We start from the raw sequence: 21,979 nt of genomic DNA, 5'->3' as shown, positions 1-21,979 counted from the left end.
CGAAGGGCCCGCATTCGGTGCGCGTTCCGTTGTTACACTCTGCGCATGATTGGGCTTCCCCTGGCGGGAAATGCGCTGGTGCATGCGGGCATGGTGGGGCTGGGCATCGGTGCAGCCCTCTTGTTCTACGCCTATGAGAAGCGCCGCCGTGGCCTCGCCGACCCCCGCTTGTGGCCCATCGCCGGTTTCGCCGTGGCGTTTGGCGCCATCGGGTCGCGGGTCCTCACGTGGGACATCTCGCGGCAGGTTTCCCTGGCCGACTGGTGGGGCAACGGAGACAGGAGCATCCTTGCCGGCCTGGTGGGTGCCTGGTTCGGCGTCCACCTTGGCAAGCGCCTCACCGGTTACAAGGAGTCCACGGGAGACCTGCTGGCGCCCGCAGTGGCCCTTGCAATGGTTATCGGGCGCGTGGGCTGCCTGCTCACCGAACTCCCGGGCACCCCTACCGGCGGTGCCTGGGGGATTGTCCTCACCCCTGCCCAGGCTGCGTTGGCCGGCGCACCGGCGGGAGTGGCCCTCCATCCGTCCTTCGCCTACGAGATCGCCTTCCACTTGGCCGCTTTTGCCCTGATGTGGCGTTACCGGGACGCCCTGCCCCATCCCGGTGACCTCTTCATTTGTTTCGTCAGCGCCTACGCCGTCTTCAGGTTCTTCGTGGAATTCGTCCGCGGAAACGAGGTCCTCTGGCTTGGCCTGAGCCGGCCCCAACTGTTCCTGCTGGCGGTCCTTCCGTTGCTGGCCTGGCGCGTCCGGCGCGTGTTCCGGAAGCCGGTCCGCGCCGAACTGGAAGGAACCGTGGCATGAGCGAAGAAACCCCCGGTGGGCAGCCTCCTCTTCCGCCGCCGGACATCCAACCACGGGGTGGGTCCCTGGGTTTGGGAGCCCTGGTTGGCGCCGTGGTCCTATACGCGGTTTATGTGCTCGGAACGATGGCCCAAGGGCCTTATGCCTGGTCTGTGACCTTCCTCGCCGTGCCCGCCGCCTTCATTCCCATCGTCCTGTACCTCGCAGTGGCGATCGTGCTCGCAGTACGGCGCCGGACGTCCCTTTGGGGGGCGGGGCTGCTGATCGGCCTGGGCGCTTTTGTCCTGCTCGGCGGGGGCCTCTGCATCAGCTTCCTTGTCCAGGTCCGGGCTTGAAAATGGACAACTACAGGGACGAGCCGCCACCGGCGAAGGAGCCCCCACCGCCCGGGCAGCGGGAACCGCGGCATGGCTACCTGGGGGCCGGAACCGTCTTCGGCGCCCTGGCGCTGTACATCCTGTACCTGTGGGCAACAATCGGCATCGGAGCACCAACCATCAGTCCACCGGTGGCATGGGGAAACAGCATCTTCGCGGGCCCCGCCGCATTCGTCCCCATCGCCGTGTACCTGGGAGTGGCAATTGTCCTTGCCGTCAGTCACCGCACTGCGTTGACCGGGGCGGGGATGCTGCTTGGGCTGGGCATCTTCCTGTTGCTCGGCGGGGGACTGTGCGTGGGTGTCCTTGCACAGGCCCGAATCTGAGAAGAGGAGCGCTGATCAATGAGGTCGAGAGAGCTGCCAGGGCCAGGCCAGCCGCTGCGGGGTGACCGGATCCACCGGTACGTCACGGCGTTCTGCCCCCGTTGCCACGAAACCAACCCTCCGCTCAGCGAGGTCCGCCGGCTGTCCGGGGCGCTGCTGATCCGCGACGGGCGGGTATGGCTTGAACGCGGCTGCCCGGACCACGGATTGGTCCGCACGCTCTACGACGAGTCCCCGGAGATCCTCAGCTACCTGGAGAAATGGCAGGCCCCCACCAAGCAGCACGTTCCTGACCGGGCAGGCAATTTCCGTCCCGTCCCCGAGGCGTATGCCTACGGGCTTCCCGCCATGCAGACCCAGCACACCTGCATCCTGCTCCAGGACATCATCGAGCACTGCAACCTGAAGTGCCCCACCTGCTTCACCGCCTCCGGACCGCAACTGCAGGGCGTGGCTCCGCTGGAGGAGGTGCTGGCCAATATCGATACCCGCCTGGCACGTGAGAACGACCGCCTCGATGTGCTGATGTTGTCCGGCGGTGAACCAACGCTGTACCCGTACCTGGCGGAACTGCTGGACGAACTCATGGCCCGGCCGATCGTGCGGATCATGGTGAACAGCAACGGCATGCTGATTGCCACTGACGACGAACTGCTTGCCCTGTTGGCGCGGCACCGTGACCGCGTGGAGGTGTACCTCCAATACGACGGCTCTTCCAGGGAGGCCTCAATCCACCACCGGGGCGGCGACCTGACCCGCTACAAGGACGCGGCCATCTCCCGGCTGTCCGCGGCCGGGATCTTCACAACCCTGACCATGACGGCATCCCTGGGCGTCAATGACAGTGAGATCGGTGACGTGGTGATGCGTGCGCTGGAGACCCCGTTCGTAGGCGGCGTTGCGCTGCAGCCCGTGTTTGGTTCCGGGCGCGGGCACGGCATCGATCCCCTGGACCGGCTCACGCACACAGGCGTCCTGGACAGGCTTGAGTCACAGACCGGGGGCGTGGTCTCGTGGCGCGACCTCACGGCACTGCCGTGCTCCCATCCGCACTGCGCATCGGTGGGCTACATGCTCAAGGATGACGCCGGTACCTGGCGTTCCCTGGCAGCCCTCATCGGCCACGACCAATTGCTGGCGTGGCTCGAACTCAATCCTGACAGCATCGCCAACAGGATTGCTGACAGCGCCATTCCGCTGGAACTGCGGAACCTGATGAAAACCTCGCTGCTGGACCTGCTGAGCGAGCAGTCGTCCCTGTCGCACCCACGGACCATGGATCTTTGGAAGAACATCTGCACGCAGTGCGATCTTGGCATCGGAACGCTGACCACCCTGGCCGCCGGCAAGCTGCCCGGCCAGCAGCAGCGCCTGCGCCGGCTCCTCGCCGAGCGGGTCACCAGGATCATGGTCAAGCCCTTCATGGACATGTCCACCATGATCGAGGAACGGCTTACGCAGTGCTGCGTCCACGTCGGCACCAAGGGCGACGACGGGGAGCACCAGTGCGCGCCCTTCTGCGCCGTCCAGGCATGGCCGGCGCTGGCGCAGCAGCGGATGAGCACGGCGACCGGAGTCCGGCTGCTCCCCGTGCGCCAGGCCTAGGGAGGATCCATGGACCAGGCCTCTGATGCCCGGCGCATTGCCGGCGGACTCCAGCCGTCCCAACTGGTGCGCAGGCACGCCGCAGCACACTCCACCCCGCAAGGTCCGGGCACCGCCGCACCCACCGGCCAGGCACCCTACGATCCGCTCCGGCTGTGCATCTTTGCCACCATTGCGCTGCTGGGGTGGCTGGCCGGTCCCGTCGCGCTCGTTGCCTTTGCCGCCCTCGGATTCGCCGGCTACTGGAAGGCAAGACGGCGGGGCCTGGCACGGTCCAAATGCTTCCTGCGCGACACGCGGCTCGTGCTCGCCTATCTGGGCGTCCTCCTGGCGGCGGGTCTCTACGGAACCTATCTCGTGGCGGGACGGCTCTTCGGCGTCTGAATGTGTGTATGCCGCACCCCGCCGTCGGCACCGTTCCTTGTCCGGTACTTTGGACCCTTGGGGCTGGCGGCGTGCACCGCCACACTGATGCCATGGTTGCTGTGCGGATATTGGTGGGCCGGCTCAGACGGCTCAGAATCGCGGTCGCGGTTGCTGTGCTCGGGCTGGTCCTCGCCTCCTGTGCCGGACCGTCCACCCCGGACAACCCGACCCAGGGGCCGTCCCCTGAACCAGGCAAGGGCAGCCCGGCCTGCAACCTCATCACCCCGGAGATCGCCGCGAAGGTGGATCCCGGGCTGGTGCCGATGGGCCAGAACAGCGAGCAGCGGCCCCCGGGAAGCAAGGCCTACCTGTGCACCTATTCGAACAAGTCGGCTGAGCGGGGCATGACCGGCCTTTCGGTTGCACTGACGTCCCCGGCCGTGGCCGCGGACATCGACAAAGCGAAGGCAACCTCCGACTGTTCACCCGTCATGGGCATCGGCGACTTCGCCTGCCTGCAGTGGACGGGGTACTTCCGCGGCGAGGCCGGCGGTGCCTCCGCGAACGTGGTCCTGACCGCCGTCCGGGGCAGCGAGGTCCTTGAAATGCCTTACGTCACCGGGCCGCCCATGAACGGAGGCACGGCGCCCGACGGCGACGCAATGGCCCGTACGCTGTCGCAGGCTGTTGTGGACGCCGGCTGGGGCAACGGAACAGAACTCAAAGTTCCGGCCGCTCCGCCGGTGGGTCCACCGGCCACAACCAACAATGCAGTCTGCGCCCTGCTCGATCCCGGCCAGGTCAAGCAGGCATTCGGGGCAACCACGGAGCCGCAGCTCCTGCCGGGTGAGGCCAGCTGCCGCTATACGTTTGCCACCCCTGGCACGCCGGGCCCGGACTCGATGGTCTTCTCGATCGAAGTCCTCAAGGCTGCGGGAACGGTACTGGGCATCCCGGGCAGGGGAGGCGAGGTGATTGATGGCATCGGCGACAGGGCAACGTTCTTCACGGGTACCGAACAGGCCGGTCCCAAGTCGCTGCGTCCGGCCGGAGATGTGCCCATTACCATCCTGTCCCTCCAAGTGGTCAGGGGACAGAACCTGGCCACTTTCACCGCGCAGGTCCTCATCTCCCCAACCGGGCCATCGGCGGCGCAAACGAAGGAACAACTCATCGGCCTGGTACGGGGCGTTGTGTTCTGACGCCGCCCAACGCCGGGGCACGCACAGGGTGCCGGGAACGCAGAAGGCCTGCTCCTAGAACGGGTAGGGGGCAATGTCCGGCCGCATGGTGAGCCACTGGATCTCGGTGAAAGACTCCATGTTGGCGTGGTGGCCGCCGATCCGCGAGCCGTTGCCGGAGTTCTTCGTGCCGCCGAAGGGCGAGTTCGCCTCGTCGGAAACGGTCTGTTCGTTGATGTGGACCTTCCCGGAGTCCAGCCGGTCGGCGATGGTCATGGCCAGTCCGACGTCGCCCAGGATCCCGATCGAGAGGCCGTACTCATTATCGTTGGCCAGCGCCACGGCCTCGTCCACGGTGGAGAACTTCATCACCGGGGCTACCGGGCCGAAGATTTCGTCCTTCCAGGCGGGGCTGCCGGTGTCCAGGTCAACCAGCACTGCCGGCTGGTAGAACCGGCCATCGTGGGTGCCGCCGGCGGCCAGCCGGGCGCCGGCCCGCACCGCATCCTGGACGATTCCGTCCACCCGCTGCAGTTGCCGTTCGTCAATCACCGGCCCCAAGGCCACGGTGCCGCTCTTCGGATCGCCCACAGGCAGGTGGGCGGCCTTCTCCGACAGCGCGGCGACGTAGTCGTCGTAGATGTCCTCATGCACGATGTGGCGTCCGGCGGCCATGCAGATCTGGCCCTGGTGCATGAAGGAGCCGAACGCCGCCGCAGAGGCCGCCTTGGCCAGGTCGGCGCCCGGGAGCACAATGAGCGCGTTGTTGCCGCCGAGCTCAAGGTGGGCGCGCTTCAGCAGCCGCCCGGCCGTTTCACCGATCTTCCGGCCGGCCGCCGTCGAGCCTGTAAAGGCGATGACGCGGACTTCGGGAGCTTCGACGACGGCGGCCCCGATGTCCGCGCCGCCGGGCAGCAGGGAAAGCAGGCCTTGCGGAAGGCCGGCCTCCTCGAAGATACGCATCAGGGTCACGCCGCCGCAGACCGCTGTCCGGGGGTCTGGCTTGAGCAGCACGCCGTTGCCGAGCGCCAGGGCAGGGGCCACGGCGCGGATGGAAAGGATCAAGGGGAAGTTGAACGGCGCGATGACGGAGACGACGCCTACCGGACGGCGACGGGCAAAGGACCAGCGGTTTTCGTTGGACGTGAGGACGTTCCCGGCAGGGAGCGAGGGCAGCGCCGACGCGTCATAGCATTCGTTGGCTGCGATATGCGTTTCCAGCGCTGCCTTGGGCGGAATGCCGCCGGATTCGCGCACGATCCAGTCCTGGACCTCGGCTGCGTGCTCTTCCCAGAGCTGCCCGGCGCGGCGCAGCACCGCGGCCCGGTCCTCGGGGTTGCGGGCGGCCCATTCCTTTTGTGCCTTCGCGGCAGCGGATGCGGCTTCGCGGACGTCCGCGACGGACGCGATGCCGTAACTGCCCAGCTGCCCACCGGTAGCCGGCTCCATGCTGGTGCCGGTACCGCCGCCGCCCGCCCGCCAGCCGTTGAGGTAGATCTTGCCTTCCCAGAGGGCGGGGTCGAGCAGGGACATGGGTGGGTCCTTTCGTTTGTTCCGAACGGCAGGCGTCCGGCCCGGAGGACGGGCGCGGGCCAGTCCCGTCCATCACATGCTGTGCGGACGCCGCCGTCAAGAGCCAGTCGGCGGTTCCCGGGCCGCGGGGGCGCCCGGAGAATGCCTAGGCTGGGACTGACCGGGCTTTCCGGGGTTCCGAACCCGGCCGGGCCAGCCGTGCGGCCAACAGGTAGGCAAAGCCGCTGATCACCGGGACCACACCTGCCGCCGCAAGCGAGGCCGCAGGCCCTGACCGGGCCAGGAGCGTGATGACTAATGGCAACGCGCCCAATACCAGCAGCAGCCAGCCAGCTGCGCCGGTCCGCTTCAATCCCAGAACGGAGGCCGGGAAGGCCAAGGCGACAACGCCGACGGCCACCACCGGCCCGTTCGAGTCCTGGATGCTGCGGGCCGCCGCCGGATCGAGGGCGAACCACACGCAGACCGCGACGAGCAGCGCGGCCAGCGCCACCAGGAGGAGAGAAGCCCCGGCCGGCCGGAACCAGGCGAGGGCCGCAAGGACCACCATTGGAGCAAACCAGGACAGGACCGCCATTAGCCCCGCCATCCCGCCGGGCTGATCCAAGGCGTCGCCGCTGATGAAAGCCACGGCGGCCACGGTGAAGACAGTCATCAGTGCCGCGCCTATTTTCACCAGTGCACCGGCCCGGCGTTGCGGATCCTTCTCCCGGGCCAGGACCGCTCCGGCCACGGCGGCGGCCACCACGGCGGCGAGGGCCAGGATGATGGGCAAGGACGTCGGTGCCTCCTGCTGACAGTGGAATCCTGGGACCATTCAAGCCCTGTGGAATCCCGACGCCAAGGGGCCAAAGCCCCGCAGCTGCCAGGCCGCGGCCGCCTGGGGCCGCGGCCGTCGGGTTCCCTGGCCGAGTTTGCGAGGTTAGGGCAAGGCTGGGGAGAAGTGCTGTTCGATGAGCCCCTTGATGTCCTCATGGCAGCCGCCGCAGCCGGTGCCCGCGCGGGTGGACTTGGAAACGTCCGCCACGGTGGAGCAGCCGCCGGTTGCGGCGGCAGCGATGGCCGCCCCGCTGACCCCCGCGCACCGGCAGACGGTGCCCGCGGGATCGGCAGCCCCGCCCCCGGGCAGCTGGTCCGGTCCATCCAGGCGCAGGAGCAGTGACCGGTCGGCGGGAAGCTCGGCACCCCGCTCAAAAAGCCCCACGAGTTCGGCGGCGGTCCGGGGCATGCCCACCGCCACCAGGCCTTCCAGCACGCCGCCGCGGGTGGTCATCTTGACGTACCGGCCGTGCTCCGGATCCGCCCACTGGGCGATCTGCAGGCGCGGCCTGCCGTTGACCGCTCCGGCCGTGAGGGCTTCCTCGTCCCACGGTTCGGCGGCGTTGTCCCCGGCCACGGCCAGGTTCATGCCCCGGGCTTTCAGGACCACGACGCCGGGCTGTTCGGGAGCCAGCGCGGGGAGCACGTCGGCTTCCGCTTCCGCCCCTTCGGCCAACAGGGTGAGGTAGCCGGCCAGCCATTCGGCCTGCCGCCATCCAGGACCCACCAGGCCGGAGGGACCCTTGGCGTTGCGGCAGGCTGCGCAGCGGGGATCCGGGCAGCGCACCTCTGCGCAGTCGCCAATGGCGAAGATATGCGGCTCGTGGTGGGCCCGCAGCCGGTGGTCCACCAGGATCCCGGTGCCGGTGGACAGCCCGCACCCCTCGGCCAGCTCCGTCCGCGGACGGACGCCGCAGGAGATGACCAGGAGGTCGCCGTCGATCGCTGAGCCGTCGTCGAGCAGCAAAGCCGAGAACCCGCCGTCGGGCGCGTTGTGCTCAACGCCGGTGGACCGGGCGTTGCCGGCCACGCGGACGCCGCAGCGGCGCAGCCCCGCAGCCAGGACGGCCCCGCCGCCGCGGTCGATGCTGCGGCCCAGCGGGTGCGGGCCGTTGTGGAGCACGGTGACCGTGGCGCCTTCCTCCGCGGCGGCCAGCGCCGTTTCCAAGCCGAGGACGCCGCCGCCCAGGACCACCACGCGCTTGCCGCCCGCCACGGCCTGCCGCAGCACTTCCGCGTCGCGCAGGTCGCGCAAGGCCGTGACGCCGGCAGGCAGCACGGGGGAGGAGGGGTCCGGATTGATGCCGGTGAGGTTGGGGATCACGGGCCGGGATCCGGTGGCAAACACCAGCCGGTCGTAGTGCACGGACGCGCCGTCGGACAGAGCCACCTGCTGCCGTGCCCGGTCCACGCGCTTAACCCGGACGCCCAGCCGGACGTCCACGCCCTCCGCAACCAGCTCTGCGCTGTCGGCGAGGGCGAGGGCGTCAGCGGTGGTCCGGCCCACGCCCAGGTCGGCCACCAGGACGCGGTTGTAGGCGGCCTCCGCTTCCTGGCCCACCACCGTGAGCCTGGCGTGTCCGCTGCGCACGGCGGGCAGGAGCTCGTCCACCAGCCGGGCGGCCACGGGGCCGAATCCCACAATGACAATCTGCTCGCTCATGAGGCCTCCGTCGTTTGCAGCATGCGGGCGGATTCGGGCGCGGCCACGGGCCGGACCCATACGGTGTTGAACTTGAACTCGGGCATCCCGGAGACCGGATCTGTCGTGGCTTCAGTCAGCCGGTTGGCGCTTTCGGCCCCGGGAAAGTGGAAGGGCAGGAAGACCGTCTCGGGGCGGATGGCGGTGCTGAGCTCCGCCCGGCACACCACCTCTCCGCGCCCGTTGGACACCGACACCAGCGTTCCGGCGCCGATGCCCATGGCGTCGGCCGCCCCGGGGTGGAGCTGCATCCTGGCCTCGGGCTGCGCGGCGGCCAGCTCGGGGACCCGGCGGGTCTGGGCCCCGGATTGGTAGTGCTCCAGGAGGCGGCCGGTGATGAGGGTCATGGCTGTGCCGGCGGGTTCCGTTGCGTGCCCGGCGACTTCAGCTGCGGGAGTACGACGGCGGTGCGGCGCCACCGGGACCATGACCGCCTTGCCATCGGGGTGCGCGAAGCCGTCCCTGAACAGGCGGGGCGTTCCGGTGCCGCCCGCAGGGTAGGGCCAGTAGGCGGCCTCGCCGCGGTCCAGCATGGCGTAGTCGATGCCGGAGTAGTCGGCCAGGCCGCCCGCGGAAGCCAGGCGGAGCTCCTCGAAGACAGTTTCCGGGTCCTCGCTGTAGGTGGAGGGGGCGTCCAGGCGCTCGGCCAGGCGGGCCATGATCCAGAGCTCGCTGCGGGCGCCGGCGGGAGGGGAGATGGCGCGGCGGCGGCGCAGCACCCGGCCTTCCAGGTTGGTCAGGGTGCCTTCCTCCTCGGCCCACTGGAGGACTGGAAGAATGAGGTCTGCCTCCGCAGCGGTTTCCGACAGGAAGAAGTCGCACACCACCAGGAAGTCGAGGCTCCGCAGCCCCTTGATGACGGCGTTGGCGTCGGGTGCCGCCACCGCAATGTTGGAGGCGTGGACAAAAAGGCACCGGACGCCGTCGGGCTGGCCCAGTGATTTCAACAGCTGGACTGCGGGCAGGCCCGGCCCCGGGATTGTCTCCTCCGGAACGCCCCAGACTGCGGCGACGTGTGCGCGGGCGGCGGGGTCTGTGATCTTCCGGTAGCCGGGCAGCTGGTCCGCCTTCTGGCCATGCTCCCGGCCGCCCTGGCCATTGCCCTGGCCGGTGAGGGTGCCGTAGCCGCTGCGGGCGGAGCCGGGCAGGCCCAGCAGGAGGCTGAGGTTGATGGCCGCGGTGGCGGTGTCCGTGCCGTCCACGTGCTGTTCCACGCCGCGGCCGGTGAGGATGTAGCTGCCGCCCGCGCGGGCACCGGCGGCGAGCAGGCGGGCGGTTTCGCGGATGAGGTCCGCCGGGACACCGGTGATGGACTGGACGCGTTCGGGCCAGAAGGCGTTCACGCTGCGGACCACGGCGTTGTAGCCCGAGGTGCGCTCCTGGATAAAGGCGGCATCCGCCAGGTTTTCGTGGATGACCACGTGGGAAAGGCCCAACAGGAGGGTGAGGTCGGTGCCCGGGAGGGGCTGGAGGTGGAGCCCGGCGCCGTCGGCCGTGAAGGCCGCGGTGGCGGAACGCCGCGGATCCACCACCACCAGGCCGCCGGCGTCGCGGGCCCCCTGCAGGTGCTGGACGAACGGCGGCATGGTCTCGGCGACGTTGGAGCCGAGCATCAGGATGGTGCTGGCGGTGTCCAGGGCTTCGAGCGGGAAGGGCAGGCCGCGGTCCACGCCGAAAGCGCGCATTCCCGCCGCGGCGGCTGAGGACATGCAGAACCTGCCGTTGTAGTCGATCCGGGAGGTGCCCAGGGCCAGCCGGGCGAACTTGCCCAGCATGTAGGCCTTTTCGTTGGTGAGGCCGCCGCCGCCGAAGACACCGACGGCGTCGGCACCGTACCGGGCGCGGGCGTCCTTCACTGCCGCGGCGGCGAGGTCCAGGGCCTGGTCCCAGCCGATGGGCCGGTGGACGCCGTCGGCGCCTTTCAACAGGGGTTCGGTGATCCGGCCCGCGTGGTTCAGGAGGCTGGCCGAGGTCCAGCCCTTGCGGCACAGGCCGCCTCGGTTGGTGGGGAAATCCCGGCCGGCAACCTCCAGTGCGGGCGCGGGATCCGGTGCAGGCACGGGGCCCGGCCCCGGCTGTGAAACCGGGGCCAGGTCCACCGGGGACGTGAGCGTCATGGCGCACTGCAGGGCGCAGTAGGGGCAGTGCGTGGCGGCGCTTTTGGCCATGTTAGACGTGTCCCATCGCGTTCCGGCCGGCGTTGCGGATGTAGCAGGTCCAGCAGACCACCAGCATGAGGACGTAGGCGCCGACGAACCCGTAGAAGGCCGGAGTGTAGGAGCCGCTGGCGGTGCTGGAGGCATTGAGCACCTGTGGGATCACGAAGCCGCCGTAGGCGCCGATCGCCGAGATCAGGCCGAGGGCGGAGGATGCGAGCCGCTGGGTGGCCACGGAGCTTGCACCCTGGCGCGCAGCCCGGCTGGACGTGGCGAAGATGACCGGAATCATCCGGTACGTTGCACCGTTGCCGAAGCCGCTGGCAGTGAAAAGCATCAGGAAGAGGACCAGGAAGAGCAGGAAGTTCTTGAGCGGAAGTGTCCAGATCATGGTCAGCGTGATTACGGCCATGGCGGCGAAGGCGGATACAGTCATCCGGGCTCCGCCCATGCGGTCCGCCATGCGTCCGCCGTAGGGGCGGGCCAGGGATCCCACCAGGGGGCCGAGGAACGCCAGGGACAAGGCCACGCTGCCCACGGCGATGGAGGAGAACGCGGGGAAGTAGTCCTTGATCAGCTTGGGGAACACGCCGGCGAAGCCGATGAAGGAGCCGAAAGTGCCGATGTACAGCAGCGCCATGATCCACAGGTGCGGTTCCTTCAGCGCCGCGACCGAACCGGCTACGTCGCCTTTGGCGCTGGTGAGGTTGTTCATGTACTTGAAGGCGCCGAAGGCTGCGAGCAGGATGAGCGGGACCCACATCCAGCCGGCCATCGGAAGGTTGACGGTGCCGGCGGCCAGCAGGGTGATGACGATGGGAACGGCAAGCTGTGCGACGGCGGCGCCCAGGTTCCCGCCGGCGGCGTTCAGGCCCAGCGCCCAGCCTTTTTCCCGGGCCGGGTAGAAGAACGTGATGTTGGCCATCGAACTGGCGAAGTTGCCGCCGCCGAAGCCGGCCAGGGCAGCCACCAGGAGCATGACGCCGAACGGCGTGCCCGGATTCGAGACGCAGAGGGCCAGCCCGGTGGAGGGGATCAGGAGCAGCAGGGCGGACACGATAGTCCAGTTGCGGCCGCCGAAGCGGGGGACCATGAACGTGTAGGGAATGCGGAGGGTGGCGCCCACCAGGCTTGGCATGGAGATGAGCCAGAAGATTTCCGAGGTGGAGAAGGTAAAGCCTGCAGCGGGGAGCTGGACCACCACGATGGACCACAGCTGCCAGACGACGAAGCCGAGGAACTCGGCGAAGATGGACCAGTTCAGGTTGCGGCGGGCGATGGCCCGGCCTGCGGCCTCCCACTGCTCCTTGTTCTCGGCGTCCCAGTTGGCGATCCAGCGGCCGGGGCGAAATTCAAGGGCAGGGGCGTCAGTAGTGCGGGTAGGGCCGGGCTGTGCGCTGGCGGATACGGCATCAACGGTGCGGTCAACAGTCACGGGTTACCTCCTTCGGGGGATGTTGTTCCTCCAAGGTAGGGACGGCTCGTTTCGCGGACGGTCGAGGTTTGTTAACGCGCTGTGACTTTTGCCTATCCGGGGCGGCCGGACGGCGTGAGGCGCCGGCGGGGGTCCGGCATATGGGATCCACAACACAGGTCCGCATTGTGGACGTTTCGTCCATTGACTGGACGTTGGGAAGTAAGATCAAACTCTAACTATTCGAGCCGGGAGGCAGTACTGCCTGCGCCCGGCCGGTCACACGAAAGCGTTTACCCATGTCATCCACCGATACCACCAAGGTGCCTGGTTCGCATCAGCCGGTGAACTCCCGCGGCCGCGTCATCGTGGCAAGCCTGATCGGCACCACCGTGGAGTTCTACGACTTCTACGTCTATGCCACGGCCGCCGTGCTCGTGTTCCCGAAGCTCTTCTTCCCGGGCGCGAACGAAACCACCCAGCTGCTGAGCTCCTTCGCCGTCTTCGGCGTGGCCTTCATCGCCCGCCCCCTCGGCTCGATTGTCTTCGGGCACTTCGGCGACAAGTTCGGCCGCAAGGGAACCCTTGTTGCGTCGCTGCTGACCATGGGCATCGCCACCTTCCTCATCGGCTGCCTTCCCACGGCGCTGGTTCCGGGCTGGGAGTTCTGGGCTCCGGCCATGCTGGTGGTCATGCGCTTCGCCCAGGGCCTGGCCCTCGGCGGCGAGTGGAGCGGCGCGGCCCTGCTGGCCACCGAGAACGCCCCGGCCAACAAGCGCGCCGTCTACGGCACTTTCCCGCAGCTCGGCGCCCCCATTGGCTTCATCATCGCCAACGTCATCTTCCTGGTGGCAAGCTACACGCTGACACCGGAGGCCTTCGCGGCCTGGGGCTGGCGCGTGCCGTTCCTGCTCAGCGCCGCCATGGTGATCCTGGGCCTCTACGTCCGGCTCAAGTTGATCGAAACCCCCGCCTTCACCAAGGTGGTGGAGTCCAACGAGGTAGCCAAGCTGCCGCTGGGACGCGTCTTCAAGTCCAGCTGGCGCCAGCTGATCCTGGGCACCTTCATCATGCTGGCCACCTATGTGCTGTTCTACCTGATGACCACGTTCACGCTGACCTACGGCACCAAGCCCACCCTGGCCGGCGCACAGGCGGCCGCAGAAAAGGCCGGCAAGCCCATGTCCGAAGCCGCCGCCGCAGCGTTCGTTCCCGGCCTGGGCTACTCCCGCAACGACTTCCTCTGGATGCTGATTGCCGGCGTCGTCTTCTTCGGCATCTTCACCCTGGTTTCCGGCCCGCTGGCCGAGAAGTACGGCCGCCGCAAGATGCTGATGGCCGTCACCGCCGGCATCTTCGTGTTCGGCCTGCTGTTCGTCCCCCTGTTCAGCGGCGGCTTCGTGGGCACCATGGGCCTGCTGATCCTCGGTTTCTCCCTCATGGGCCTGACCTTCGGGCCCATGGGGGCGCTGCTGCCGGAACTGTTCCCCACGAACGTCCGCTACACCGGCTCGGCCATCAGCTACAACTTCTCCAGCATCCTGGGTGCCGCGGTGGCCCCGTTCATCGCAGTGGCCCTGTGGGAAGCCGCCAAGGGCAGCCCGGTGCTGGTGGGCATCTACCTGACGTCCATGGCCGTGCTGACCCTGATCGCGCTGTTCCTGACGCGCGAGACCCGCGACCTTGACTACGAGAACAACGTGGCCTGATTCTCCAACGCCACAATGCCCGGCGCGGCCATCCGGCCCGCCGGGCATTTTCATGCTCACCGGGCGTAGCGGGCCACGAAGTTCTTCAGCACCGCCATGGGCTCGGTGATCGTGAATTGCCGTGCCGCGGCCATGAGCTCTTCAGCTGATTCCGGCGGAAAGTACCCGGCGTCCCGGTAGATATCGATCCGCGTCACCAATCCGTCGGCGTCCAGCTCCGGGTGGAACTGGGTGGCATAAAGGTTGGTCCTGACGCGGAACATGTGGACCGGGCAGGTGGCGGCCCGTGCCAGCAGGACGGCGTGCGGGGGCAGTGAGCGGACGGCTTCCTTGTGCCCGGTCAATGCCGTGAAGGTTTGGGGTACGCCCTGCAGGATGGGGTCCTGGAGGCCTTCGGCGGTCAGTTCCACCTCCACCGCGCCGAGGGGCTCGCCATAGGTCCGGTCGATCACGGCGCCCTGGTGGCTGCCCAAGGTGCCCACCCCGTAGCAGGCGCCAAGGAACGGAAAGTCGCGGGCCACCAGCTGGTCCAGCAGGGCGGCAAGCTCCCGCTCCACCCGGTGCTGGACCGGGGTCTTTTGCTCCGGCGGATCGCTGGAGGTGAACGGGCTGCCGCCGACGATGACGCCGGAATAATCCGCAAGATCCAGCGCGGGCAGGGGAGTGGCCTCAAGCCTGACCCGGCGGAGCTCCCGTTCCTCAAGCCCGCCGTACCTCAGGTAGGCGGCGTATTCATCCTCCGCGGCAGCATTTTCAGCACGTGATGCGAGGAGGAGGAATGGCAGCATGAGCTAAGTCTGCATCCTGGCGGCGCCGCCTGCCAGCACAGCCGTGCGCGTGGCAGCGCCGCATAGGTGGATGTCTAGCCGGGGCGGATGGTAGGCCCGGCGAACGCTCAGCCTGTGGGCTGCGCCAGGGAGCGGCGGGACTGGGACCGGGCCGCAGGGTCGGCGTGGCGGTGCACCAGCTTCCAGTAGCCCTCCTCGCGGCGGAAGATGCTGGTCACGCGCAGCGCGAACTCCTCGGTGGCGGCAGCGCCGTCCAGGCGGGCCCGGAAGTGTTCGGTCTCCACCAGGTACGCGGTGTCGCGGGCCGTGTAGGAGGTGACGGTATCGAAGCCGAGCATCTCGCCGTCGCGGAACTGCCGCGCCGCCTGGTCCAGCCGGGCCTCCACCTGGGCCCAGCCGCGGGCTATCCCGCCGAACGGGTTGGCCAGGGTGACGTCGTCCAGCCGGGAGTACAGTTCCTTGATCGGGGCGGTGTTGCCCCGGGTGATCTCGGGAACCGCCTGGTGGTAGCGGGCCACTTCTTCCTGGAAACTTGGTGCCAGCATCCGGCTTCCTAGTCTTCGATCGTGGCGATGATGGCGCCCGCGGACACCGTTTCGCCGGCGGTTGCCGTCAGGCCCGTAATGGTGCCGGACCGGTGCGCGGTGAGGGGCTGCTCCATCTTCATGGCCTCCAGGACCACCACCAGGTCGCCCTCGGACACCACGTCACCGTGCGAAACGGCGACCTTCACGATGGTTCCCTGCATGGGGGAAGTGAGGGCGTTGCCCGTGGCGGCAGCGGGACCTGCGGAACGTGAGCGCTTCTTGGACTTGCCGGGCTTGCCGGCGGCTGCGGCGGTGCCGGGGGTGCCCAGGGATGCCGGGAGCACCACTTCCAGGCGCTTGCCGCCCACCTCGACGACGACGCGCTGGCGTTCGCCGGCGTCGGCCTCTTCTTCCGCGGTGCCGCTGGGTGTCCAGGCGGGGATGTCGTTGACGAAGGCGGTCTCGATCCAGCGGGTGTGGACCTTGAACGGGCCGTCCGCGGGGGCGAAGTCGGGGTTGCTGACCACGGCGAGATCGAACGGGATGACGGTGGGAATGCCCTCGACCACCATTTCCTCCAGGGCCCGCCGGGAGCGCTGCAGTGCCTGGGTGCGGGTGGCGCCGGTAACGACCAGCTTCGAGAGCATCGAGTCGAAGTTGCCGCTGATGACGTCGCCCTGCTCCACGCCGGAGTCGATCCGCACGCCGGGCCCGGTGGGGTTCTTCAGGACACTGATGGTGCCGGGGGAGGGCAGGAAGTTCCGGCCCGGGTCCTCGCCGGTGATGCGGAACTCGATGGAGTGGCCGCGGACCTCGGGGTCGCCGTAGCCGAGTTCCTCGCCGCGGGCCAGCCGGAACTGCTCGCGGACCAGGTCGATTCCAGTGACTTCCTCGGAGACGCAGTGCTCCACCTGGAGGCGGGTGTTGACCTCAAGGAAGGAAATGGTGCCGTCCTGGCCCACCAGGAACTCGCAGGTCCCCGCGCCCAGGTAGCCGGCTTCCTTCAGGATGGCCTTGGAGGATTCGTAAAGCCGCTGGTTCTGTTCCGGGGTGAGGAACGGGGCCGGGGCCTCCTCCACGAGCTTCTGGTTGCGGCGCTGCAGGGAGCAGTCGCGGGTGGAGACCACCACGACGTTGCCGTGTGCGTCGGCGAGGCATTGGGTCTCAACGTGCCGGGGAGCGTCCAGGAAGCGCTCGATGAAGCACTCGCCGCGGCCGAAGGCGGCCGTGGCTTCACGGACGGCGGACTCGAAGAGCTCGGGGATTTCCTCGCGGGTGCGGGCCACTTTGATGCCGCGTCCTCCGCCGCCGAAGGCCGCCTTGATGGCCACGGGCAGGCCGAACTTGTCCACGAATTCCAGGATTTCCTCGGCGGATTCCACGGGGTCTGCGGTGCCGGGGACCTGCGGGGCGCCGACCTTCTCGGCGATGTGGCGGGCCTGGACCTTGTCGCCCAGGGCGGAGATGGCCTCGGGGGAGGGGCCGATCCAGGTGATGCCGGCGGCGATGACCTTGGCGGCGAAATCTGCGTTCTCCGCCAGGAACCCATAGCCGGGGTGGATGGCGTCGGCGCCGGACTGGCGGGCGGCATCAATGATCTTGTCCATCACCAGGTACGACTCGGCGGCCGTGGTGCCACCCAGGGCATAGGCCTCGTCAGCGAGCCGGACGTGCAGTGCGTCGCGGTCCGGGTCGGCGTAGACAGCCACGGAGGCGATGCCTTCGTCCCGGGCCGCCCGGATGATCCGCACGGCGATTTCGCCGCGGTTGGCGATCAGCACCTTTGTGAGGCTGGGCTGCGTGGTTCCTGCGGACTGCTCCAAATTTGCTGACAAGGCGTCTCCTTCTTTCCTTCAGGGAGCCTAGCGCGGTTTTGGAGGTTCCGCCGATATTACTTGCGGAATCCGCGTGTAAAGCAGCCGTCCTTTGTAGGGAAGCTACAAGGGTGCCTAAAAAAGCACACGCCTACCGCGGCGGCCAGAGATCCGTGATGCGCACATTGGCGGCGGCGAGCAGGCCCCGCAGGGTGGAGACGGAAAGGCCGACGACGGCGTGCGGGTCGCCGTCGACCTTGCGGATGAAAGCACCACCCAGGCCGTCGATGGTGAAGGAACCTGCGCAGTGCAGCGGTTCACCGGTGGCGATGTAGGCGTCAATCTCCTCCGGGGCCATGTCCAGGAAGGAAACCTCGGCGGAGGCGACCGCCCCGAGCGTGGCGCCCGAGCCGCGGCCGCCGCCGGCGTCGTCCGTGTCCCGGCAGTCCACCAGCCAGTGCCCGGTGTGCAGCACCCCCGCGCTGCCGCTCATGCGGAGCATCCGCTCGCGCGCGACGTCGGCCGTGTACGGCTTGCCGTGCGCCTCGCCGTCGAACTCGAAGACGGAGTCGCAGCCCAGCACCAGGGCGCCCTCCGCTTCGGGCAGGGACGCCACGGCCTCGGCCTTGGCCCGGGCCAGCAGCAGTGCGGTGTCGTGCGGGTCCGTCACGCCGTACCGTTCCTGGACGGCCGCCTCGTCGACGTCGGAAACCAGCACGGTGTGCCGGATGCCGGCCTCGGCCAGGAGCTTGGTGCGGGCGGGGGACTGGGACGCGAGGATCAGATGGAGCACGGTCCCAGCCTAGTGGACCAGTTCGCCGGGCACCGGCGTCCCCTGGCCACGGTTGAGCCTGGCACCTTCCACGTCCACATCCGGCAGGATCCGGTCCAGCCAACGCGGCAGCCACCAGGACCTGGCACCCAGCAGGTACATCACGGCCGGAACGATGGTCATCCGGACCACGAACGCGTCAAGCAGGACGCCAAAGGCCATTGCGAAGCCCAGCGGCCGGACCATGGTGAGGTGGCTGAAGATGAAGCCCGAGAACACGCTGACCATGATGATCGCGGCGGCGGTGACCACGGCGGCTGCGTGCCGGAACCCCACCCTGACCGCTTCCTTGGCGGATGATCCGTGCATGTAGGCCTCGCGCATGCCGGAGGCGATGAACACCTGGTAGTCCATGGCGAGGCCGAACAGCACGCCGATCAGGATGATGGGCAGGAAGCTCAGCACGGCGCCGGGGTTGGCCACGTCGAAGATATTCCCCAGCCAGCCCCACTGGTAGACGGCCACTACGGCGCCGAAGGCGGCCGACAGGGACAGCAGGAAGCCGCCCGTGGCCAGCAGCGGCACCACGATGGAGCGGAACACCAGCAGCAGCAGGACCAGGGACAGTCCGACGACGATCGCCAGGTAGGGCGGCAGGGCGTCGCCGAGCTTGGTGGAGACATCCACGTTGCCGGCAGTCTGGCCGGTCAGGCCCATGGCGACGTCGTAGTCGGCCTTGATCTCCCCGTTCAGGCCGCGGAGTTCGGCGACCACCTTGACCGTGCTGGCGCTGGCGGGACCTTCCTTGGGGATGACCTGGAAGACGGCGGTGCGGCGGTCTTCGCTGAGGGCCACCGGCACGGCTGCCACCACGTTGTCCACGGCACGGAGCTTGTCCGCGATGTCGTACTGCAGCTTCTGCGCCTGCGCCGCATCCAGGTTCGCGGGGAACTCGCCCACGGCCACGATGGGGCCGGTGACGCCCTCGCCGAAGCTGCGTGCCGTCAGGTCGTAGGCCTGGTAGGCCTCGGACTCCACGGGCTCGGATCCGCCGTCAGGCAGTGCCAGCTGGAGCTGGATGGCAGGCAATGCCAGGGTGCCCAGCAGGAGGACGCCGGCGACGAGCGCAATCCAGGGGTGCTTGGTGACCAGGCCGCCCCACCCGTGGGTGCTTCGTTCGCGGTCGGTGGCAAGGTCCGCCGCCTCGTGGCCCGGTTCGGCGTTGTGGGCCTCGGACTTGGCCCATGCCCGCCTGGAGATGATGCGGCGGCCGATCAGGGACAACATGGCGGGGGTCAGGGTGATGGCGACCAGTACCGCCACCGCCACGGTTCCTGCGGCTGCCAGCCCCATGACGGTGAGGAACGGCAGACCGGGGACCACCAGGGCGGCGAGGGCAATGATCACGGTGAGGCCGGCGAAGACGACGGCGTTGCCGGAGGTTCCGTTGGCCCGGGCCACGGATTCTTCAGGGTCCATGCCGCCCAGGAGCTGGGTCCGGTGCCGGTTGACGATGAACAGCGAGTAGTCGATGCCGACAGCCAGGCCCAGCATGAGGGCCAGCATGGGGGAGATGGAGCTCATGTCGAACAGGCCGGAGAGGGCAAAGGTGATGCCTACGCCCACACCGACGCCGATGATGGCCATCAGCAGCGGCAGGCCCGCCGCGATCAGCGTTCCCAGCATGAGGATCAGGACCAGGGCCGCGACGGCGATGCCGACGATTTCCGCTGTGCCGAACAGGGCCGAGATGTCTTCGGTGATTTCCTTGCTGGCAAAGGCCTTGACGCCTGCGGAGGACGTCTCGTGGGCGATTTCCTGTACCTGCTTGCGGACCGAGGGGGCCAGGCCGTTGATGGAGGTGTTGAACTGCACCTGGGCCACGGCGGCCTTGTTGTCCGCGGACACGAACCGGATGGCCGAGGCCGCCTGGGCCTGGCGCTTGCCAAGTTCCAGCTTCGCCTTGTTGGCCTGCAGTTCCTGTGCGCCGGCGTCGAGTTTGGCCTGGCCGGCAGCCAGCGCTGCCTTCTGCTGGCCCAGTTGTGCCTCGACCACGGCCGCGGGCGCACCGGCGGAGGTGAGCTGCTCTTCAGCCGCTGCCAGCTGCGCCTTGCCCGCCTCCAGCTGGGCGCGGGAGGCATCCAGCTGCGCCTGGCCGGCCGCCAGTTGCTGTTCGCCGTCGGTGATGGCCTTGCCGGCCTGGTCCACCTGGGCCTGGGTGGCGAACGGATCAACCGTGCCGCGGACCTCGGGGAGGGCTTGCAGCTTCTTCAGCGCATCCGTCACGGCCGCCCGGCTCCCGGCCGTGAATCCGCCGTCGGGGGCTTCGAAGACGATCGTGGCGCTTCCGCCCGAGGCTGCGGGCAAATCCTGCTTGAGCTTGTCCGCGATCCGCTGGGTCTCGGTGCCCGGGATCTGGAAGTTGTTGGACAGCGTGCCGTGGAAAGCCGCGGCGGAACCGCCGACGGCCACCAGGACGGCAAGCCAGAGGGAAATGACAAGCCAGCGCCGGCGGTACGAGAACTTGCCGAGGCGGTAAAGGAGGAGTGCCATGCGGGAGGACCGATCTGATCAGGAGGAACGGGTGGCGGATGGGAAAGCGGTGGTGGTGAAGCCGGCGCCCAGCAGGGCCATGGCATCGATGAGCAGTTGGCGGAGTTCGGCAAGGGAGGCGGGTGAGAGGTCCGGGCCGCGCCGGCTGAACCAGACCTCCATGGCGGCCTTTCCGCAGGAGATGATGGAGCCGGCCAGGGCGTGGACGTACAGTTCGTCCCGCTCGCCGGGGGTTCCGGCGAGGCGTTCGCGGGCCACGGTGAAGACCTGGGCCCGGCAGTGGTCCCACGCCTCCAGTTCCGTGTGGGACATCAGCGGACTCTGCTGGGTCAGCGAGAACAGTTCCGCGAGCGGGGCGATGGCCTTGGGGTCCGCCAGGGCCACCAGGGCGGCCTGGGCCGACTCCAGCATGGGTTCGCCCGCCGGCCGGAGGCGCAGCTGCTGGATGGCGTTGTCCAGGAAGCCGTGGACGATGGAGGCCAAGGCGGCGTCGGTGCTGCTGAAGTAGTTGAAGAAGGTACGGCGGGAGATTCCTGCGGTGTCGGCGATGTCCTCCACCGTGAAGTTTCCGGGGCCTTTGGAACGCAGGAGGCCCAGCGCGGCGTCGGTAATGGCCTGGCGCGTGGCGGCCTTGTTCAGCTCGCGGCGGGAAGGGGCGGCGGGCACGGCGTCCTGCGGGGTCTCCGGGGAGGAAAGCGGATCTGGCACAGGCTTACACTACGTGCAACTTTGCACTCTATGCAACTAATTTCCCGGGCGTAGTGATCTGGATTCACAGGAGAACGAAAGGTTCCCGACAGCCTTTCCTGAACCTGGTGGACGATGCTGGAAATGTCCCGCCGCGAGGCGTATCACCAGCAGCCGTCAGGCGACGGCGAATGAGGAGACAGAGAAATGACCCGCACGAAGAAGATGACCCTGGGCCTGTCAGCCGCGGCGCTGGCGCTCGGTGCAGGAATCGGCGTGGCCGGCATGGCATCGGCCACCACCACTGCGCCCACTCCCACCCCGAGCGCGAGTTCCAGTGCCTCGGCCGACGGCGCCGCCGGAACCGACCACGGCGGCATGGGCAGGCACGGCGGCCGCGGCGGCAACGGCATGGAGCAGGCATCTGCCCTGGCGGCGAAGCTAGGCGTGGACGAAGCCAAGGTGACGGACGCCTTGAAGGCCTTCCGCGAAGCCAGCAAGCCCACCACGCCGCCCGCCGACGGCCAGAAGCCGGATCCCGCGGCCCGCGAAGCCGCCCTCGCCAAATCGCTGGCGGCCTCGCTGGGAATCGACGAGGCCAAGGTGACGGCAGCCCTCCAGGAGATCCGCAGCGAGGAGCAGTCAGAACACGCTGCCGAACTCAAGACCCGCCTGGACAAGGCAGTGACGGACGGCAAACTCACGCAGGCCGAAGCCGACGCCGTGACCAAGGCGGTCCAGAACGGGGTGATTGGCGGACGCTGATTGTTGCCCGCCTGTTGCGGGCTGGGGCGAAGTCCTTAAGCAAAGACGTCCCCGGGAGCATATCCCGGGGACGTCTTTTTG

19 protein-coding genes are annotated in these 21,979 nt (G+C 68.4%); 8 read left to right on the top strand and 11 right to left on the bottom strand.

Annotation, left to right across the window (positions count from 1 at the left end; translation table 11 throughout):
* Nucleotides 1–45: 45 nt before the first annotated feature.
* The 6 genes from NIBR502771_RS19275 (at nt 46) to NIBR502771_RS19250 (ending at nt 4,680) form a co-directional block, all read left to right on the top strand.
* Nucleotides 46–804 (top strand): prolipoprotein diacylglyceryl transferase, encoded by a 759-nt coding sequence (locus NIBR502771_RS19275; protein WP_141161117.1) that lies wholly within the window; start codon nt 46–48, stop codon nt 802–804.
* Complete coding sequence (locus NIBR502771_RS19270) at nt 801–1,139, top strand: hypothetical protein (RefSeq protein WP_141161116.1); 339 nt, start codon at nt 801–803, stop codon at nt 1,137–1,139. The genes NIBR502771_RS19275 and NIBR502771_RS19270 overlap by 4 nt, the downstream gene beginning before the upstream one ends.
* A 2-nt stretch (nt 1,140–1,141) precedes the next feature.
* On the top strand, nt 1,142–1,507 hold the full coding sequence (locus NIBR502771_RS19265; RefSeq protein ID WP_141161115.1) for a hypothetical protein: 366 nt from the start codon (nt 1,142–1,144) through the stop codon (nt 1,505–1,507).
* Between the two features lie 18 nt (nt 1,508–1,525).
* Nucleotides 1,526–3,112, top strand: coding sequence for a radical SAM protein (locus NIBR502771_RS19260; RefSeq protein WP_141161114.1), 1,587 nt, complete (start codon nt 1,526–1,528; stop codon nt 3,110–3,112).
* A gap of 9 nt (nt 3,113–3,121) precedes the next feature.
* Entirely contained in the window at nt 3,122–3,496 is a 375-nt protein-coding gene (locus NIBR502771_RS19255; protein ID WP_141161113.1) for a hypothetical protein, read from the top strand.
* Nucleotides 3,497–3,588: 92 nt separating this feature from the next.
* On the top strand, nt 3,589–4,680 hold the full coding sequence (locus tag NIBR502771_RS19250; RefSeq protein WP_246839741.1) for a hypothetical protein: 1,092 nt from the start codon (nt 3,589–3,591) through the stop codon (nt 4,678–4,680).
* A gap of 54 nt (nt 4,681–4,734) precedes the next feature.
* Here the strand turns inward: NIBR502771_RS19250 and NIBR502771_RS19245 are convergent, their stop codons facing one another.
* From NIBR502771_RS19245 to NIBR502771_RS19225, 5 genes are all read right to left on the bottom strand, one after another.
* The gene (locus NIBR502771_RS19245; RefSeq protein ID WP_141161112.1) at nt 4,735–6,192 is read right to left on the bottom strand and encodes a benzaldehyde dehydrogenase; all 1,458 of its coding nucleotides are present in this window, start codon (nt 6,190–6,192) and stop codon (nt 4,735–4,737) included.
* A 145-nt stretch (nt 6,193–6,337) separates the two neighbouring features.
* Nucleotides 6,338–6,967, bottom strand: coding sequence for a hypothetical protein (locus NIBR502771_RS19240; RefSeq protein WP_141161111.1), 630 nt, complete (start codon nt 6,965–6,967; stop codon nt 6,338–6,340).
* A 147-nt stretch (nt 6,968–7,114) separates the two neighbouring features.
* Nucleotides 7,115–8,674 carry an FAD-dependent oxidoreductase gene (locus NIBR502771_RS19235; RefSeq protein ID WP_141161110.1) on the bottom strand — a complete coding sequence of 520 codons (1,560 nt, stop codon included), beginning with the start codon at nt 8,672–8,674 and terminating at the stop codon, nt 7,115–7,117.
* Nucleotides 8,671–10,881, bottom strand: coding sequence for a molybdopterin oxidoreductase family protein (locus NIBR502771_RS19230; RefSeq protein WP_141161109.1), 2,211 nt, complete (start codon nt 10,879–10,881; stop codon nt 8,671–8,673). The genes NIBR502771_RS19235 and NIBR502771_RS19230 overlap by 4 nt, the downstream gene beginning before the upstream one ends.
* 1 nt (nt 10,882) lies before the next feature.
* The gene (locus NIBR502771_RS19225) at nt 10,883–12,304 is read right to left on the bottom strand and encodes an MFS transporter (protein WP_141161108.1); all 1,422 of its coding nucleotides are present in this window, start codon (nt 12,302–12,304) and stop codon (nt 10,883–10,885) included.
* Nucleotides 12,305–12,582: 278 nt separating this feature from the next.
* Here NIBR502771_RS19225 and NIBR502771_RS19220 point away from each other — a divergent pair, with 278 nt between their 5' ends.
* Nucleotides 12,583–13,992, top strand: a complete 1,410-nt coding sequence (locus NIBR502771_RS19220; RefSeq protein ID WP_141161107.1) for an MFS transporter — start codon at nt 12,583–12,585, stop codon at nt 13,990–13,992.
* Between the two features lie 56 nt (nt 13,993–14,048).
* Here the strand turns inward: NIBR502771_RS19220 and NIBR502771_RS19215 are convergent, their stop codons facing one another.
* The 6 genes from NIBR502771_RS19215 to NIBR502771_RS19190 form a co-directional block, all read right to left on the bottom strand.
* Nucleotides 14,049–14,780, bottom strand: coding sequence for a glutamine amidotransferase (locus NIBR502771_RS19215; protein WP_141161106.1), 732 nt, complete (start codon nt 14,778–14,780; stop codon nt 14,049–14,051).
* A gap of 107 nt (nt 14,781–14,887) precedes the next feature.
* The gene (locus NIBR502771_RS19210; protein WP_141161105.1) at nt 14,888–15,325 is read right to left on the bottom strand and encodes a nuclear transport factor 2 family protein; all 438 of its coding nucleotides are present in this window, start codon (nt 15,323–15,325) and stop codon (nt 14,888–14,890) included.
* An 8-nt stretch (nt 15,326–15,333) separates the two neighbouring features.
* Nucleotides 15,334–17,142 (bottom strand): biotin carboxylase N-terminal domain-containing protein, encoded by a 1,809-nt coding sequence (locus NIBR502771_RS19205; protein WP_141161104.1) that lies wholly within the window; start codon nt 17,140–17,142, stop codon nt 15,334–15,336.
* A gap of 130 nt (nt 17,143–17,272) precedes the next feature.
* Nucleotides 17,273–17,914, bottom strand: a complete 642-nt coding sequence (locus tag NIBR502771_RS19200; protein ID WP_141161103.1) for a nucleoside triphosphate pyrophosphatase — start codon at nt 17,912–17,914, stop codon at nt 17,273–17,275.
* Nucleotides 17,915–17,923: 9 nt separating this feature from the next.
* Nucleotides 17,924–20,446, bottom strand: coding sequence for an MMPL family transporter (locus tag NIBR502771_RS19195; protein ID WP_141161102.1), 2,523 nt, complete (start codon nt 20,444–20,446; stop codon nt 17,924–17,926).
* An 18-nt stretch (nt 20,447–20,464) separates the two neighbouring features.
* Nucleotides 20,465–21,154: a TetR/AcrR family transcriptional regulator gene (locus tag NIBR502771_RS19190; protein WP_141161101.1), complete on the bottom strand. Its 690-nt coding sequence runs from the start codon at nt 21,152–21,154 to the stop codon at nt 20,465–20,467.
* 186 nt (nt 21,155–21,340) lie between these two features.
* Here NIBR502771_RS19190 and NIBR502771_RS19185 point away from each other — a divergent pair, with 186 nt between their 5' ends.
* Entirely contained in the window at nt 21,341–21,898 is a 558-nt protein-coding gene (locus NIBR502771_RS19185) for a hypothetical protein (RefSeq protein WP_141161100.1), read from the top strand.
* Nucleotides 21,899–21,979: the final 81 nt, after the last annotated feature.

The sequence above is a fragment of the Pseudarthrobacter sp. NIBRBAC000502771 genome (assembly GCF_006517215.1).
In the GTDB taxonomy this organism is placed as follows: Bacteria; Actinomycetota; Actinomycetes; order Actinomycetales; family Micrococcaceae; genus Arthrobacter; species Arthrobacter niigatensis.
This window is presented reverse-complemented; position numbering and strand designations above follow the sequence as displayed.